This window comes from Ekhidna lutea, from assembly GCF_900188325.1.
GTDB lineage: Bacteria > Bacteroidota > Bacteroidia > Cytophagales > Cyclobacteriaceae > Ekhidna > Ekhidna lutea.
In genome coordinates, this window is the sequence record NZ_FZPD01000005.1 from 183,342 (window position 1) to 199,617 (window position 16,276).

At 42.5% G+C, this 16,276-nt stretch carries 16 protein-coding genes; 9 read left to right on the forward strand and 7 right to left on the reverse strand.

All coding sequences use genetic code 11. From position 1 onward, the window contains the following. The first annotated feature begins 176 nt into the window (after positions 1-176). Genes porX through CHB71_RS14725 form a run of 3 tightly spaced genes read left to right on the forward strand, consistent with a single transcriptional unit; the run spans position 177 to position 3,366 of the window. The gene (gene porX / locus CHB71_RS14715; RefSeq protein WP_089357706.1) at positions 177-1,727 is read left to right on the forward strand and encodes a T9SS response regulator signal transducer PorX; all 1,551 of its coding nucleotides are present in this window, start codon (positions 177-179) and stop codon (positions 1,725-1,727) included. Continuing rightward, positions 1,724-2,143, forward strand: coding sequence for a tRNA (adenosine(37)-N6)-threonylcarbamoyltransferase complex ATPase subunit type 1 TsaE (tsaE, locus tag CHB71_RS14720; RefSeq protein WP_089357707.1), 420 nt, complete (start codon positions 1,724-1,726; stop codon positions 2,141-2,143). The genes porX and tsaE overlap by 4 nt, the downstream gene beginning before the upstream one ends. Further along, positions 2,140-3,366 carry an alanine dehydrogenase gene (locus CHB71_RS14725; protein WP_089357708.1) on the forward strand — a complete coding sequence of 409 codons (1,227 nt, stop codon included), beginning with the start codon at positions 2,140-2,142 and terminating at the stop codon, positions 3,364-3,366. The genes tsaE and CHB71_RS14725 overlap by 4 nt, the downstream gene beginning before the upstream one ends. A 6-nt stretch (positions 3,367-3,372) precedes the next feature. Here CHB71_RS14725 and CHB71_RS19105 read toward each other — a convergent pair whose 3' ends face one another. The 3 genes from CHB71_RS19105 to CHB71_RS14735 form a co-directional block, all read right to left on the reverse strand. Then, positions 3,373-3,507, reverse strand: a complete 135-nt coding sequence (locus tag CHB71_RS19105; protein WP_262485928.1) for a hypothetical protein — start codon at positions 3,505-3,507, stop codon at positions 3,373-3,375. Beyond that, positions 3,500-3,832 (reverse strand): hypothetical protein, encoded by a 333-nt coding sequence (locus CHB71_RS14730; protein WP_144017441.1) that lies wholly within the window; start codon positions 3,830-3,832, stop codon positions 3,500-3,502. The genes CHB71_RS19105 and CHB71_RS14730 overlap by 8 nt, the downstream gene beginning before the upstream one ends. A 441-nt stretch (positions 3,833-4,273) precedes the next feature. Next, positions 4,274-6,940, reverse strand: coding sequence for a valine--tRNA ligase (locus CHB71_RS14735; protein WP_089357710.1), 2,667 nt, complete (start codon positions 6,938-6,940; stop codon positions 4,274-4,276). Positions 6,941-7,063: 123 nt separating this feature from the next. Between CHB71_RS14735 and fahA the strand changes: the two genes are divergently transcribed. From fahA to CHB71_RS14750, 3 genes are all read left to right on the forward strand, one after another. After that, a complete protein-coding gene (fahA, locus tag CHB71_RS14740; protein WP_089357711.1) occupies positions 7,064-8,332 on the forward strand; it encodes a fumarylacetoacetase in 1,269 nt (422 codons plus the stop codon). Positions 8,333-8,418: 86 nt separating this feature from the next. After that, positions 8,419-9,303 (forward strand): flavin reductase family protein, encoded by an 885-nt coding sequence (locus CHB71_RS14745; RefSeq protein WP_089357712.1) that lies wholly within the window; start codon positions 8,419-8,421, stop codon positions 9,301-9,303. A gap of 52 nt (positions 9,304-9,355) precedes the next feature. Then, positions 9,356-10,093: a class I SAM-dependent methyltransferase gene (locus tag CHB71_RS14750; protein WP_089357713.1), complete on the forward strand. Its 738-nt coding sequence runs from the start codon at positions 9,356-9,358 to the stop codon at positions 10,091-10,093. An 8-nt stretch (positions 10,094-10,101) separates the two neighbouring features. Here the strand turns inward: CHB71_RS14750 and CHB71_RS14755 are convergent, their stop codons facing one another. The 4 genes from CHB71_RS14755 to CHB71_RS14770 are packed head-to-tail and all read right to left on the reverse strand — an operon-like array spanning position 10,102 to position 12,570. After that, a complete protein-coding gene (locus tag CHB71_RS14755) occupies positions 10,102-10,545 on the reverse strand; it encodes an RES family NAD+ phosphorylase (RefSeq protein ID WP_089357714.1) in 444 nt (147 codons plus the stop codon). Next, the gene (locus CHB71_RS14760; protein WP_089357715.1) at positions 10,542-10,898 is read right to left on the reverse strand and encodes an antitoxin Xre/MbcA/ParS toxin-binding domain-containing protein; all 357 of its coding nucleotides are present in this window, start codon (positions 10,896-10,898) and stop codon (positions 10,542-10,544) included. Before CHB71_RS14760 ends, CHB71_RS14755 begins: the two co-directional genes overlap by 4 nt. A gap of 48 nt (positions 10,899-10,946) precedes the next feature. Then, positions 10,947-11,867, reverse strand: a complete 921-nt coding sequence (locus tag CHB71_RS14765) for an NAD-dependent epimerase/dehydratase family protein (protein ID WP_089358064.1) — start codon at positions 11,865-11,867, stop codon at positions 10,947-10,949. Between the two features lie 49 nt (positions 11,868-11,916). After that, positions 11,917-12,570 carry a phosphoadenylyl-sulfate reductase gene (locus tag CHB71_RS14770; RefSeq protein WP_089358065.1) on the reverse strand — a complete coding sequence of 218 codons (654 nt, stop codon included), beginning with the start codon at positions 12,568-12,570 and terminating at the stop codon, positions 11,917-11,919. Between the two features lie 102 nt (positions 12,571-12,672). Here CHB71_RS14770 and CHB71_RS14775 point away from each other — a divergent pair, with 102 nt between their 5' ends. The 3 genes from CHB71_RS14775 (at position 12,673) to CHB71_RS14785 (ending at position 16,250) form a co-directional block, all read left to right on the forward strand. Then, on the forward strand, positions 12,673-13,083 hold the full coding sequence (locus CHB71_RS14775) for a 6-pyruvoyl trahydropterin synthase family protein (RefSeq protein ID WP_089357716.1): 411 nt from the start codon (positions 12,673-12,675) through the stop codon (positions 13,081-13,083). Continuing rightward, positions 13,046-13,738 (forward strand): GTP cyclohydrolase I FolE, encoded by a 693-nt coding sequence (gene folE / locus CHB71_RS14780; protein ID WP_089357717.1) that lies wholly within the window; start codon positions 13,046-13,048, stop codon positions 13,736-13,738. Before CHB71_RS14775 ends, folE begins: the two co-directional genes overlap by 38 nt. Before the next feature lie 94 nt (positions 13,739-13,832). After that, positions 13,833-16,250 carry a sodium-translocating pyrophosphatase gene (locus CHB71_RS14785; protein ID WP_089357718.1) on the forward strand — a complete coding sequence of 806 codons (2,418 nt, stop codon included), beginning with the start codon at positions 13,833-13,835 and terminating at the stop codon, positions 16,248-16,250. Positions 16,251-16,276 lie beyond the last annotated feature (26 nt).

Genomic DNA, 16,276 nt, shown 5'->3' on the forward strand with positions numbered 1-16,276 from the left:
GAGGAGGAAGAGGTGGGTGGTTTAAACCCGTCATTTTTGAATGAAATTTGACAAAAAGAAAACGATCTTCTGAAAACCCACCCCAACCCCCTCCGAAGAGGGGATATAATGCGTTTTCTTTTTTATTCTTACGTCGAACTCAAGTTACTTAGCAAACTAATGCCAAAACTGAATTAATGCAGCAATTTAAAATCTTATGGGCGGACGATGAAATTGAACTCCTCAAGCCTCATATTTTATTCCTGGAACAGAAAGGGTATCAACTGACTCCTGTCAATAGTGGGGCGGATGCACTTGAAGAAATCGACCACAACTATTTTGATATCGTCTTTCTAGATGAAAATATGCCTGGAATGAGTGGGCTTGAAACCCTCAACTACATAAAGTCAACCCATCCAAATCTTCCTGTGGTGATGATCACCAAAAATGAGGCCGAGGAAATCATGGAAGAAGCCATAGGGGCAAAAATTGCTGATTACCTGATCAAACCACTGAATCCGAATCAGATTTTGCTTTCAGTCAAGAAAATTCTTGATAACAAACGGATCATTTCCGAAAAGACCAATCTAGGTTATCAAAAGGAATTTCAGCAGTTGTCGATGGGGGTGATGGATGCGCAAGATCATCACGACTGGATGGAGATTTATAAGAAATTGGTGTATTGGGAGCTGGAAATAGATGAGACAGAAGATAAAAGCATGGTGGAAGTGCTCAATGCCCAAAAAGTGGAGGCCGATGGGAATTTCTCTGCCTTTATTACTTCCAACTATGAAAGCTGGATCACCAATCCGGATATAGACCGACCACTACTTTCACACAATCTCTTAAAGCAAAAGGTGTTTTCAGAAGTAGGTGATGAACCTGTCTTTCTGATCGTGATTGACAACCTGAGGTATGATCAATGGAAGATTATTGAGCCGGAAGTAGCCGAGCTTTTTAGTGTTGAGTCAGAGGAAATGTACTACTCTATTTTGCCGACAACTACTTCTTATGCAAGAAACTCACTCTTTGCAGGCTTAACGCCTGTTGAAATTGCCAGAAGATATCCTGATTTGTGGGTGGAAGAAGAAATAGATGAAGGTAAGAACTTGAAAGAAGAGGAGCTATTAGAAGCCAATATGGCTCGAAACCAGATCAAAGAGCGATTTTCTTATCATAAAATCCTAAGAGCCGAAGAAGGTAAACAGTTGAGTGAGAACATTCCTAATCTAATGAATAATAAGCTAAATGCGATCGTATTCAATTTCGTGGACATGTTATCACATGCACGAACTGACATGCAGATGATTCGTGAGCTGGCCCCCGATGAATCTGCCTATCGCTCACTCACCAGGTCCTGGTTTACACATTCTTCACTTTTTGACACATTGAGGGTGCTGGCTAATCAGAAAGTTAAGGTTATGATCACCACGGATCACGGTACGATTCGCGTAAATAAGGCTCAAAAAATTGTAGGTGATCGCAATACCAACACCAACCTAAGGTACAAGGTGGGTAAAAACCTGGCGTTTGACGAGAAATCTGTTTTCTATACAAGAGAACCAGAAAGGTTTGGACTCCCTAAGCCGCATGTTAGTTCTGCATACGTTTTCGCTAAGGACAACCATTTTTTTGCTTATCCCAATAACTTTAATCACTACGTTCGTCACTACAAAGACACGTTTCAGCATGGAGGCATCTCCATGGAAGAGATTATGATTCCATTTATCACGCTCGCTAATAAATGACCATCCCAAACTACAATGAAGAAGAGCTACAAGAGGTAGCCCGAAAACTAATCAGCAACTTTGGACACCTCAAAGTGTGGTGCTTTGATGCGGAGATGGGTGCAGGAAAAACCACGTTGACGAAAGCAATTTGCAGAGAGTTAGGGGTGCAGGATGAGATGAGTTCACCTACTTTCTCCATTGTGAATGAATACCTGACGGACAAAAACCAGGACATTTATCACTTCGATTTTTATCGATTGAAGGACATGGAAGAGGCCATGGATATTGGTGTGGAGGATTACCTTTTTTCGGGAAATCTGTGTTTGCTGGAATGGCCTCAGATTATTGAACCACTATTGCCGGATGAATACCTGCAAATAAACATTAAATTAGTAGGTGATAATACCCGATCACTAACTGCTCAACCTAAATGAACGAATCGTCGAAATCCGGATTTGCAAAGCTTGCGCAAGAACAAACGCTTTACCCTCAGGAAGCGCCCGCTAAAATCTCAAAGAAGCATCAATCAATGCAAATAGGAGTACCACAGGAGATTGCTGATCAGGAAAAACGCATGCCAATCAAACCTTCATCAGTAGGTGTACTGGTTGCAAATGGTCATGAGGTACTGGTAGAGTCCGGAGCTGGGGAATCAGCTAATTTTTCAGACGATGAGTATAGCGAAGCGGGAGCACAGATTGCCTACAGTGCCAAGGAGGTCTTTGAGTGTCGGACGGTACTTAAGGTAGAGCCGCCAACCATCAAGGAAATTGAAATGATGAAACCGGGGAGCACACTTATTTCTGCGTTTCAGGCTGGGAAGCAAAACACAAAATACCTGGAGGCTATCAACAAGAAAAAGTTGATTGCGATTGGCTATGAATTCATTGAAGATAAAGTGGGAGGACTGCCTCTTGTTCGTGCGATGAGCGAGGTGGCCGGAAGTACGGTAATGATCATAGCGGCTGAATATTTAAGCAGCGCCAACAATGGGAGAGGAGTGATTCTGGGAGGAATCACCGGAGTGCCACCCACACGCGTAGTGATCATAGGTGCCGGCACAGTGGCTGAGTTTGCTGCCAGAGCAGCATTGGGTCACGGAGCTGAAGTTCGGGTCTTTGATAATCAGATTTACAAGATGCGAAGGCTGAAGCATTCCCTTGGACAGGAAATCTATACGTCTACCTATGATGAGGCATTGCTGAAGAAAGAAGTTCAGGAAGCAGATGTGCTAATTGGGGCCGTACGCTTTGAAAAAGGAAAAAGTAAGATGCTGGTGACCGAAGATATGGTGATGAGCATGAAACCCGGTTCGGTCATCATAGATGTAAGCATCGACCATGGCGGATGCATCGAAACATCTGAACTAACGAATCATAAAAAGCCGGTCTTTGTGAAGCATGACGTGACACACTACTGCGTACCTAACATTGCTTCGCGGGTAGCTAGAACCGCATCACTCGCGATCTCGAACATCTTCACCCCGATCTTACTGGAAGCAGGAGACTGTGGAGGATTTGACGAGATGATCTACACCCATCGTTGGCTGCAAAAAGGTGTGTACTCCTACAAAGGCACCTTGACTAACCTCGCCCTCGCCAAGCGCTTCAACCTGGCATTTAAGGATATCAGTTTATTTATGGCGGCTAGGATATGAATAGAATTATTTACTCTTTTTTGGAGGAGGAGATGTAGGTGTTCTTGATGTAGGAACTTGTCCTTTAATAACTCCGCTTTCACTTCTTTTTACGGTACCACCTACATTGGATGGTTTTCCTGATGGTTTTTGTTTAGCCATATCTGTTATTAAAATATAATTTTTCTTCTCTATCAGTTTTTTCTAATAATTTGGGTATTTGTCTAACGTGTACTTCGTTATCAAGTTCTTCAATTTTTTCTTTAATATCAGATCTGAGTGCGAAAAATGATTCTGATGCCTGATTTTCATTCATGATTTTATTTTCAAAATCACTCCATAGTTTCTCTAATTGATTGAAGTATTTTAAATACAGATTTCTCAATGAGCTTATTTTTAACAACTCCTCATCTGATTTGATTATTTGATTTTCGATTAGATTAATCAATTGTATTAAGGCTATTATTATACATGCTATTAAAGCCACAGGCTCCCAAATTGACCAACCAAAAACACCACCTCCTGAAAAAATTAGTGTAAGAATTTTATATTTTTTTTAATATTCTTACACCTATTGATATAATTAGCTAGATATAGTTCTCCGTACTTGGCGTCAACCAATTCATACCAAATTTTATTTCTCAACTTTTATAGGTTTTCTTAAAGTTAAGAATTTTATCTCAACAGAGGTAGTTGTGATTGACCCTTATATTTTTAGATACTAAGCGAGACGGCCCTGTCATTTCGACGATAGGAGAAATCTTTACTTCTAGCCATTAGAGATTCCTCGTTCCCTGCCTTTGTCGGCAGGCAGGCTCGGAATGACATCCAGAACAAAGTATTGAGGTTATTCCCCCTTTGAAGGGGGGGGTGAGAGGATGTGTGTTGGCGGGGGATGTCTATCCTTCAACAGGCTCAGGATGACAAGCTATAAAGAAGCCAAACTCTCCTCCAGCGTCTTCACTTTAGCCTCAGCATCGGCCAGTTTTTTTCGCTCCATGGCTACCACTTGCTCAGGGGCACCATTCACGAACCTCTCATTGGAGAGCTTTTTCTCCACAGACTTCATGAAGCCTTTCGTGTAGTTCAGCTCTTCCTCGATCTTCTTCTTTTCCGCTTCAATGTCGATACTCTCTGTTGCCGGAATGAAGAACTCATCCGATCCCACAACAAAGCTGAATGCATTGGCTGGCTTATCTCCTGATTTAATTTCGGAAATGTTTGCCAGCTTCTTCAACGATTCGTCAATGGAATCCACAACACTGCTATTAGTCGTCAACTCAAATGTCTCCTTAGGTGAGATACCCTTTGAACTTCGGATGTTTCGCACAGCTGAGGTGATTTCAAAAAGTAAATCTGCTTCTTTCAAGATTGTGTCATCAAAGCTTGCTGCTTTAGGCCACTCTGCTACAATGATCGCTTCACCATCTTTGCGCTCTTTCAATTCATGCCACAGCTCTTCAGTAATGAATGGCATAAATGGATGCAACAGCTTCAACACCTTTTCAAACAACTCAGTAGTTGCTGCATGCGTCTCCGCATCGATCGGTTTGCCGTATTCCGGCTTGATCCATTCAAGGTACCAGCTACAGAAGTCGTTCCACACCAACTTGTAAGCTGTCATCAGCGCATCCGACATTCGAAACTTGGAGAAATGATCTTCAAGCTCAGTCAATGCCTTGTTAAGCTTACTTTCAAACCAGCTGATCGCTTGCGCATTGATCGCAGGCTGTTCTGTTTCGGTAATCTCCCAGCCTTTCACCAATCTGAAGGCATTCCAGATTTTATTGGAGAAGTTTCGTCCTTGCTCTACCAATTTCTCGTCAAATAACAAGTCGTTTCCTGCAGGAGAACTGAATAGCATTCCTGTTCGCACACCGTCTGCACCGAACTGCTTGATCAAATCAAGTGGGTCAGGCGAGTTGCCCAACGACTTGGACATTTTTCGTCGCTGTTTATCCCGAACAATCCCGGTCAGGTACACATTTTCAAATGGCTTTTCATCCAGGTATTCATACCCGGCTATGACCATTCGTGCTACCCAGAAAAATAAGATTTCTGGTGCGGTTACTAATGTCTGAGTAGGGTAGAAGAAGCTCAGTTCTTCATTTTTGCTCTTGTCAATTTTCCCGGTTGCCGGATCAAAGCAGCTTTCATCAAATCCTCCAAAAGCGGCAATAGGCCACAGGTTGGAAGAAGCCCAGGTGTCCAGTACATCCTCGTCCTGTTTCAGATCATCTGCTGTTAGGCTGTTGTTACCGGTCGTCTTGCGCGCCTCTTCTACTGCTTTTTCTATGTTCTCTGCTACTACAAAATCACCTTCATCTTGACCGTAGTAGTAGGCCGGGATTCGCTGACCCCACCACAGCTGACGAGAGATACACCAGTCGCGCACATTCTCCATCCAGTGGTTGTAGGTGTTCTTGAACTTCGCTGGGAAAAGCTGAATTTCATCATCCATCACGGCTTTATGCGCTCGCTTGGAGATATCTTTCATTTTGATGAACCACTGTAGTGAAAGCTTCGGCTCCACAACCGAGTTGGTTCGTTCCGAGCGACCAATCTTGGTGATGAACTCTTCCTCATCAACCAGTATTTCAGCAGCTTTCAGATCTTTCACGATCATTTTACGCACCTTGAACCGATCTTCACCCACATACTTTTCAACCTCACATTTTTCATTGAGTGTTCCATCCAGATTGATGGTATCAATGGTATCCAGGTTGTGTCGCTGACCAATTTCATAATCATTGGGGTCATGCGCAGGCGTTACTTTCAGACAGCCCGTACCGAAATCAAGCTCTACATAATCATCGCCGATGATTGGAATCTCTCGGTTGATGAATGGCACTAGGGCTTTCTTTCCAATCAAATGTTTGAATCGCTCATCGCTTGGATTAACGGCAATACCTGTATCACCCAGAATCGTCTCCGGTCGCTGGGTAGCGATTGTTACAAACTCATCCGAATCCTTGATCTGATATTTTACATGATAAAGGATCGCTTTCTCTCCATCCTCATTGTAGATCACCTCTTCATTGGAAATGGTAGTTTGTGCTTCAGTATCCCAGTTTACCATTCTTAGTCCACGGTAGATGTAGCCTTTGTTGAACAGGTCCACAAAGTGCTTAATCACTGCATCGTGATAGTTAGGATCCATGGTAAACGTAGTTCGATCCCAGTCACAGGAAGCTCCCAGTTTCTTAAGCTGATCCAGTATGATTCCCCCATATTTCTCTTTCCATTCCCAGGCGTGCTTCATGAATTCTTCCCTGGATAGATCTGATTTCTTGATTCCTTTTTCGCGCAGCATTCGTACTACTTTCGCTTCTGTGGCAATGGATGCATGGTCTGTACCGGGCACCCAGCAGGCCTCTTTGCCTTCCATTCTGGCTTTTCGAATCAATACATCCTGAATAGTGTTGTTGAGCATATGACCCATGTGTAGAACACCAGTGACGTTTGGAGGAGGGATGACGATGGTGTACGCTTCCTTGCCGGTTTTAGGAGTGGCATGGAAAAAGTTTTGATCCATCCAGTACTTGTACCATTTGTCCTCTACTTTCGTCGGGTCGTATTGTGCGGAAATGCTCATGCGTGCTTTAAATCTCTTTTGAAAAATGAAGCCGCAAAGTTAGTAGCAATTAGACTTCTTTGTGTCTTTGTCAGATGCAATTATGCCGTGCATATTTGCAGTACCAGAATAAAAAAAGAAAAAATGGAAATAGCGGCTAATAATCCAAGCTTAAAATCATGGGTAGAGGTACCAGAAAACTCTGACTTCCCGATTCAGAATTTGCCTTTTGGCATCTTTAAAGAAGGTGGGGCTCAGCGAGCCGGAGTAGCCATCGGCGATAAGGTGTTGGACCTTGCTGTACTCCAATCTCAGGGGTTGTTTGATGGTTTGGGACTTCCGGATGGAATATTTGATAAAGAAGTATTGAATGACTTTTTAAAGTTGGGAAAGGCGACCGGAAGAGTAGTTCGAAATCGCATTTCAGAATTGCTGCAGGAAGGAAACGACGAATTACAAAATCACTATGCATTAGGATCGATATTGCTGGATCAAAGCAAGGTGAAGATGTGTATGCCGGTGCAGATTGGCGATTACACTGATTTTTATTCCAGTGAACAGCACGCCTACAATGTAGGATGTATGTTTCGTGATCCGGATAATGCATTGATGCCAAACTGGAAACACATTCCAGTGGGCTATCATGGAAGAGCATCTTCCATCATTGAATCCGGTGTACCAATTCATCGACCAAAAGGCCAACAAAAACCTAGTGATGACGAGCCTCCTGTATTTGGACCATGTAAGCTGATGGATTTTGAATTGGAGACTGCCTTCATTACTTGTGGAGGTAATGATCTGGGAGATTCGATCACAACAGCAGAAGCGGAGGATTACATTTTTGGAATGGTGCTATTCAATGATTGGTCTGCACGAGACATTCAAAAGTGGGAGTATGTGCCTTTAGGTCCATTCTTAGCTAAGAATTTTGCGTCATGCATTTCACCCTGGATCGTGACGCTGGATGCCTTGGAGCCATTCCGAATTGCCGGACCAAAACAAGAGCCTGAAGTGTTGCCGTACCTGAAATATGAAGGGAACAAGCATTTTGACATTGATTTAGAGGTAGCCATCCAGCCGGAAGGTAGCGAAGAGAAGGTAGTTGGGAATTCCAATTTCAAATACATGTACTGGAACATGGCGCAGCAGCTGGCGCATCATACCGTGAATGGTTGCAACATCAAGACCGGTGACATGTACGGTAGCGGAACCATTTCGGGACCGGATTCCAGTCAGTTTGGCTCTATGCTGGAGATTTCCTGGAAAGGCACCAAGCCGGTGAAAATGCCTGATGGCAGTGAGCGTAAGTTCATTCAGGATGGTGACACAGTGATCATGCGAGGACATGCTAAACAAAACGGCGTTCGTATTGGTTTCGGTGAGGTAGCAACGAAGGTGTTGCCAGCGAAATGAGATTGTCATCCTGAGCCTGTCGAAAGGAGACATTTGAATGATAGGTTTCGAGAGCCTCAACCTGACAACTAAATGATAATATTTTTATGACAATCGACCCAAAAGAAATACCAGTTCCTCAACTCCATGGACACCTGCTCGGCGCTGTAGCCCCCAGGCCAATTGCTTTTGCAAGTACCGTAGATAAGGATGGAAATGTAAATCTGAGTCCGTTTAGCTTCTTCAATGTCTTTAGTGCGAATCCTCCAATCATGATCTTTTCACCGGCACGGAGAGGAAGAGACAACACTACAAAGCATACACTAGAAAATGTGAAAGAGCATGCTGAAGTTGTAGTGAATGTAGTGTCTTACGACATGGTCCAGCAGATGTCGTTAAGCAGCACGGAATATGAAAAGGGTGTCAATGAGTTTGTAAAAGCTGGTTTTACAGAAGTAAAGTCAGAACGAGTGAAACCACCGAGAGTGAAGGAAGCTCCTGTATCCTTTGAATGTAAAGTGATTGAGGTGAAGTCGCTTGGTGAGCAGGGTGGCGCAGGTCAGTTGGTGATCTGCGAAGTTCAATTAATGCACATTGCAGATCGGGTATTGGGTGAGGATGGTAAGATCGATCCGAACAAAATTGATTTGGTCTCAAGAATGGGTGGTAATTGGTATGCCAGAGCGAGCGGAGATGCTATATTTGAAGTAACCAAACCTTTGACAACTATGGGAATAGGTGTTGACCAAATACCAGATCAGATACGAACAAGCACTGTACTCACGGGCAACCATCTGGGCATGCTCGGAAACGTGGAAGCATTGCCAACTGAAGAAGAGGTAAATGATTTTGCAAATGAACCTGAAGTGAGATCCATCCTCGACTCATTCGATGATGAGGAAAATATTCAATTGGAGCTTCATAAGCTTGCAGCTGATCTGCTAAACGAAGGCGAAGTGGATACTGCCTGGAAAGTGTTGATGATGGGCTAAATAGTCAACAGTCCATCGGTCGACTGTCGACTCAAAACTGTTGACTATTATTATGAAAGATAATTTCTCCATCCAATCTGCTGACTATGCAAAGTTTCGCCCGGTCTATCCTCAGGAGTTAATTGACTATCTCATTTCGCTTTGTGAAAATCATAAGGCATGCTGGGACTGTGGAACAGGGAATGGGCAGTTGGCGGTAAAGTTGGCGGAGACATTTCAGAAAGTTTACGCCACTGATATCAGCGATAAGCAACTATCTAATGCTATTCAAAAAACAAACATTGAATACTCAAAACAACCAGCCGAGCAAACCAACTTTCCGAATCAGCATTTTGACTTGATTACTGTCGCTCAGGCAGCTCACTGGTTCGATCATGAGCGGTTTAATCAGGAGGTAAACCGTATACTTAAACCAAAAGGAGTGATTGCATTAATTGGGTACGGATTGGTCCAGGTTGAAGGACGAGTAGGTGAGGTCATCAAAGAGTTTTACTGGAATGTCACCAAACCATATTGGGATCCGGAGCGTGATCACATTGAGGTAGCTTATCAAAGCATTCCATTTCCCTTTGATGAAATCAAAGATGCTCCTCAGTTTGAAATGAAGAAGGAAATGATGCTAGTGGAGCTGGTTGGCTACATAAGTACCTGGTCAGCTGTACAGCATTATAAGAAAGACAAAGGCCATTCACCCATTGATCGACTTCACCATAATCTGATGACGGTTTGGAACGGTGAAAAGCTGATCGTTAGCTTTCCTTTATTTATGCGAATAGGGAGGTTAGACTAATTCTGAAATTAACTCTTCATCAACCTTCTATCATAAACGAACCAATCCTGGTTTACAATTTCCATTTTCAAGTCAGGGTGATTAGGGTTAATAAGAAAATTACTTTCTAGTGGATTGATTGCTGAGGGCACCTTCAAAATAGCAGAAAATTGATTTTTGATCCACTGATCGCCTATTTTGCTCGTTGTATTTTCATCGGATTTCCAATTTTCCGGTAGTGAGGTTCTCAAGTCTTCAACCTGATTTTCATCTACATTCAATGCCAGAAGAAGGTATTTAAAAGAATCCGCACCGGTAATGTGAACGAGGTGTTCCAAAATACTTAATGAGCTGGTTTGAGCGGTATAAAGCATGAAGTTTCCAATGGAATTCCATCTGCCTCCAAAAAGTGCAGCTCCCATTCCACTAAGATCATCGGCATATTTTGGTAGTGTAAGTCTGTATACTATCAAGCGGTGATGCCGTGTTTGATTCTACCAAGGATTTGAAGAACACGATTAGAGCCTGTAATTGTGCGCATCATGTCAAGTGGAACATATCCATCCAACATAGGCTGTGGGGTCTTGAGCCAGTTAGATAAACTATTTTTTGAACCCAAAGCCTCCTCACCTGATTCGAATATTTGCTGGATGAAATGAAAACGATCCGATTTTTCCTGGCCAAGTGTAGGCTTTTGCATCATGTTGTAATACGTTTTTTCCGAAACCCCTAAGATACCTGCCATATCATCTTTTGTAAAACCATAAGCGGCTACAGCTTCTTTTACCTCATCAGACTTGGCTTCTTTTATCTTGTAGAATTTCATTGTTATGTAAAATTACATAAATATGTACGTAAAATTACAATCATAGTTTCAAAAAGCAAATCTTCCTTTAAATGCTTCCAACTCAGCTTTTAACTCATCTGACTCAAATCGATCTATGTAATCAAAAAGCATACTATCGGCATCTATTTTCAGTTCACGCAAATTCATGTGTTGATTGGTAAATAAGAATTCCAGAGAAGGGTAGATTTCTTTTAGTACATCCACGATATCTAAAATTTGCAGGTTTTTGTCCACCAGGTTATATGTTCCGCTAGGCACTTCCTTTGAAATTGTTTGTGCTAAAGCATTGCAGAGATAATCTACATGAATAAAGGCCCTGGATTGCTTTCCATTACCATTGATTTGAATACGATTGGTAAAGTTTGCATCAAACATGAACCGGTTGATAACCGCATCGAAACGCATGGACTTACTGTAGCCATATACGTTACCACCCCGTATGTTGATAGCATTCTTCTTTTCAGCCAATCGGTTAACATGCTCTTCACCTCGAAGTTTAGAAATCCCATAAAAGGTTGAAGGGGCGGGAGTCGTGCTTTCATTGGCTACTTGTTCACTTGCTCCGTAAACGGAAGTGCTACTCAGGTATATGAATTTTGATATATCAGATTCTTCTGCGCAGTAAACTACCTCCGCTGTTCCCCAGTGATTGACTTGTTCATAAAAGTGAGGATCGGTATTGGCGAATGGAGTAGTGACAATAGCGGCCAGATGCACCACCACATCAGCATCCTTCATTAATTTTTTCAACTGGCGTGTGTCCAGAATATCTCCGCGTACGGACTGGATTTTCTCCTTGTTATTATAATCCTGTCCCAAGAAGAAATTGTGATGCCCCTTACTCAGGTTGTCATACACGATTATTTGCTCAATTCCAGTATTGGCTACCAGGTGTTTTACCAGCTTTGTTCCAACGTATCCGGCTCCACCGGTGATTAGTACTTTCATGTTTTTTATATCCACTGTCGACTGACTAGCTGTCGACTGTTGTCAAAATTTACTTCACTAAATCCGTATGCAACCCACATTCCACTTTATTTAATCCAAACCATCGTGCTTCGCGTTCCTGCATATCCAGATCCATTTTTCGGGTACATGGCTCGCATCCAATACTAATATATCCCTGAGCATCGAGCGCATGTTTGGGTAGATCATGTTCTTTGATGTAAGCAAATATTTTTCGATTGTCCCAGTCCAGCATTGGATGAAAGCGGATACTATCAAAAGGTGCTGGTTGCTCAACTTTCATGGCTTTCCGCACCGCACTTTGATCTCCTCTTACCCCATTGATCCACACATCATGGCTGGCTAAAACGGATTCCATAGGCTGTGTTTTGTTTAGATAGCAGCAGTGATCCGGGTCGGTAGTAAACAACAACTTACCATTGGATTCTCGCTGCATGTACTTGGGTGTATTTGGTTTAAGGTCGACGATTTTCAGTTTCAACCTGTCTGCAACCTCATCTCGAAATGAAACCGTTTCCGGGAAGAGATACCCCGTGTTTATAAAATAGACAGGGATAGAATTATCGATTTCACTGAGGATATGGAGCATTGGAATACTATGCGTTTGAAAGGAAGAGGTGGTAAATAGCCGTTTGCCCTCACTTCTATATTCCTCAATTTTCTTTCTAATTGCGTGAATCTCCATAGGATGAATTTGAGGCAAAACAATACCAGCCAAAAATAAATTCATAGCATTCGGAAACATCTTTATAAAACGTGTTGTTAAGAGTTCCAGTAATTTTGCGACATGCCAAGAGTAACAATAAACAGGAAAGAGCATTTCAATGCAGCTCACAGGCTCTACAATGAGTCATGGTCTGACGAGAAAAATGAGGAGATTTTTGGGAAGTGTAATAACCCAAACTGGCATGGACATAATTATGAAATTGTTGTAAGCTTGACAGGTGAGCCAGATCCGGATACCGGATATGTTTACGACATGAAGAAATTGAGTGATGTGATCAAAGAGCGGGTGCTTAGTCGATTCGATCACAAAAATTTGAATCTGGATGTAACCGAATTCAAAAATCTGAATCCAACAGCAGAAAACATCGTCAAAGTCATCTATGATCTATTGAGACCGGAGATAGAGGACCAATACGAAATGAAAATAACACTTTATGAAACAGAAAGAAACTTCGTTGAATACCCAGGTTGAGGTAGATGAGTTTGGCGATGATCATGTAGGTACTTCATACGATACACCTCTTCGTCCGGATGCATTTGAACAAGATGATGACTTAAAAATTGAATTGATCTCTAAGCATTTCAAGGAGATTATGCAGATTTTAGGACTGGATTTGGAAGATGACTCTTTAGCCGGAACACCAAAGCGTGTGGCTAAGATGTATGTAGAAGAAGTCTTTTCTGGCCTAAATCCTAAAAACAAACCAAAAATCCGACTCTTCGATAACAAGTACAATTATGATCAGATGCTGGTTGAGAAAGATATTACATTCTACTCTCACTGCGAGCATCATTTTGTGCCCATTTATGGAAAAGCACATGTTGCCTACTTCTCTAGTGGAAAAGTAATTGGGCTTTCTAAGATTAATCGAATTGTTCAGTATTTCGCTAAGCGACCCCAGGTTCAGGAGCGGTTGACAGTCCAAATCGGCAAAGAGCTCAAAGCAATTCTTAAGACGGAAGATGTAGCGGTCGTGATGGACGCCTCGCACATGTGTGTTTCTTCCAGAGGCGTAAATGATACAAACAGTCGAACAGGAACCGCTTTTTTCGATGGAAAATTCAAAGATCAGAACATTAAAAATGAATTTTTGAACTACATCAACACCGATTCCTCTGACCTCTAATTATTTCTTTTCGTCGATGATTTGAATCCGGGTTTTCTATAAAAGCCTGATGTTCTATCTTTGCGCACTGTTTTTGAAAACCATTTAAAAAATCATGGATAAATTAATCTATTTAGTGCCTGCGCTAGGGCTTCTAGGGCTTCTTGTGATGATCATCAAATCCCGCTGGGTAAATAAGCAGGATGCAGGAGATGAGAAAATGCAAACACTTGCAAATCACATACGAGAGGGGGCATTAGCATTTCTAAGTGCAGAGTATAGAATACTTGCCATCTTCGTTGTTTTGGCAGGAGCTCTATTAGGAGTTATATCAATGATGGTAGAAACCACTCACTGGTTTATCATCGTTGCATTTGTAATTGGAGCATTCTTTTCAGCATTGGCTGGAAATATTGGTATGCGTATAGCAACTGCTGCCAACGTGCGAACCACACAAGCTGCACGAACTAGCTTACCTCAGGCGCTGAAAGTATCATTTACAGGCGGAACAGTAATGGGTCTTGGTGTTGCCGGGCTTGCTGTATTCGGCCTAAGCATGCTTTTCATCTTTTTGTTTCAATTCTTCATGGGTGGCCAATGGACAGTCAATGGAGTTGAAGATATGACGGTAGTGCTTGAAGCACTGGCCGGATTCTCCTTGGGTGCAGAATCTATTGCACTTTTTGCCAGAGTAGGAGGAGGTATCTACACCAAAGCGGCCGATGTTGGAGCTGACCTGGTAGGAAAAGTAGAGGCTGGAATTCCGGAGGATGATCCAAGAAACCCTGCAACGATCGCTGATAACGTAGGTGATAATGTAGGAGATGTTGCGGGTATGGGTGCCGATCTTTTTGGCTCATATGTAGCTACTGTACTTGCTTCAATGGTACTAGGAAACTATGTAATTAGAGATATGGGTGGCTCTATTACTGATGAATTCAATGGTATTGGACCAATCCTACTTCCTTTGGTTATTGCAGGTTTGGGTATTGTATTCTCATTGTTCGGAACCTTGCTTATTAAAGTTTCCGGAAATGACGCAAAAGAATCTCAGGTGCAGGCTGCACTTAATAAAGGAAACTGGGGATCAATTATTTTAACTGCAGTCGCATGTTATTTCCTTATTGACTTAATCCTTCCAGCCAAGATGAGTATGGTCTTCTTTGGTGAAGGGACTTTGGAGGTTACTTCAATGAGCGTTTTCTACGCAGTGTTGGTTGGTTTAGCAGTGGGAGGATTGATCTCTTACTTCACCGAATATTACACAGGTCTTGGTAAGAAACCGGTTTTAGATATTGTTCAAAATTCAGCAACTGGAGCAGCAACAAACATCATTGCGGGTCTTTCTACGGGCATGATTTCGACATTCGCTCCAATCCTTCTTTTCGCTGGTGCGATCTGGGGAGCATATGAGCTAGCTGGATTCTACGGAGTAGGTATCGCAGCTTCTGCTATGATGGCAACTACTGCTATGCAGTTGGCAATTGATGCTTTTGGACCGATCGCGGATAATGCGGGTGGAATTGCGGAGATGAGTGAACTTCCCGATGACGTTAGAGAAAAAACAGATATCCTTGATTCAGTAGGAAATACGACAGCTGCAATCGGTAAAGGATTTGCAATTGCTTCTGCAGCATTGACTGCATTAGCTCTTTTCGCAGCATACGTAACATTCACAGGTATTGACGGAATTAACATCTTCAAAGCTGATGTGCTTGCCGCACTTTTCATTGGAGGTATGGTTCCAGTAGTTTTCTCTGCCTTAGCTATGAGATCTGTAGGTAAAGCTGCCATGGAAATGGTGAAAGAAGTAAGACGTCAGTTCAAAGAAATCCCTGGTATCATGGAAGGAACTGGTAAGCCTGAGTATGGCAAGTGCGTGGATATTTCTACAAAAGCAGCTCTGAGAGAAATGATGCTCCCGGGAGCTATTACCATTATAGCACCGATCCTGATTGGTTTCCTAATGGGTCCAGAAGCACTTGGTAGCTATATGGCAGGTGTTGCGGTTTCAGGTGTACTTTGGGCGATCTTCCAAAACAACGCTGGTGGTGCATGGGATAATGCAAAGAAATCTTTCGAAGCCGGAGTTATGATTGATGGAGAGATGACGTACAAAGGTTCTGAAGCTCACAAAGCAGCTGTAACTGGTGATACAGTTGGTGATCCATTCAAGGATACTTCCGGACCATCTATGAACATCCTAATAAAATTAACATGTCTGGTAGGTTTGGTAATCGCTCCAATCTTAGGAGAAGTTTACGGAACTGGAACGCATGGCTCAGGTGAGGATGTAACTGTTGTGGTTTCTGTTGATGAAAAAGGAGAAAAGGTAGTTGAAGTAGATGGAGAAGCAGTGAAAGAGAAAATGATCAACAAGGAAATCAAGGTTGAGATGACAGGAAAAGAAGGAGATACCCTCGAAGCAATTGTAACTTCAAAGACTGTTGAGAATGGTGAAGAGGTTGTAAAGGTTGATACTCTACGAGGCACCAAAGCAGAAATACAGGCGCAGATAGATGGAATGAAGTAATAACTTCGTTTTTAGAAATATTAGGA